The following is a 241-nucleotide window of genomic DNA, read 5'->3' on the forward strand; positions in this document are numbered from 1 at the left end:
ATTTTGAGCCACGGATATTGATGTGCGTGCCGGGGATAATTGTTTGGGGTTCATCAGGTTGCCAGCGCATATCTTCACTGGTTTTCAGCAGCTTTTTGATGACCGGTATATAAGGGAGCTGACGGCTAAGGGCCAGTGCGCAAGCGTTTTCAAGCCGGTCACTGCCGTAGCGTTTTTGCTCACTCAGTAGCGCAAGGCAGGCGCGCTGTGCCTGAACCAGATGGTTTTTGCTGCGTTCAAC

At 52.3% G+C, this 241-nt stretch carries 1 pseudogene; it reads right to left on the bottom strand.

Annotated elements, in window-relative coordinates:
* A pseudogene (locus GFJ99_RS13585) lies at positions 1-241 on the bottom strand (hypothetical protein); the annotation flags it as partial.

The organism is Flavobacterium sp. LMO6 (genome assembly GCF_009495795.1).
Classification (GTDB): Bacteria; Bacteroidota; Bacteroidia; order Flavobacteriales; family Flavobacteriaceae; genus Flavobacterium.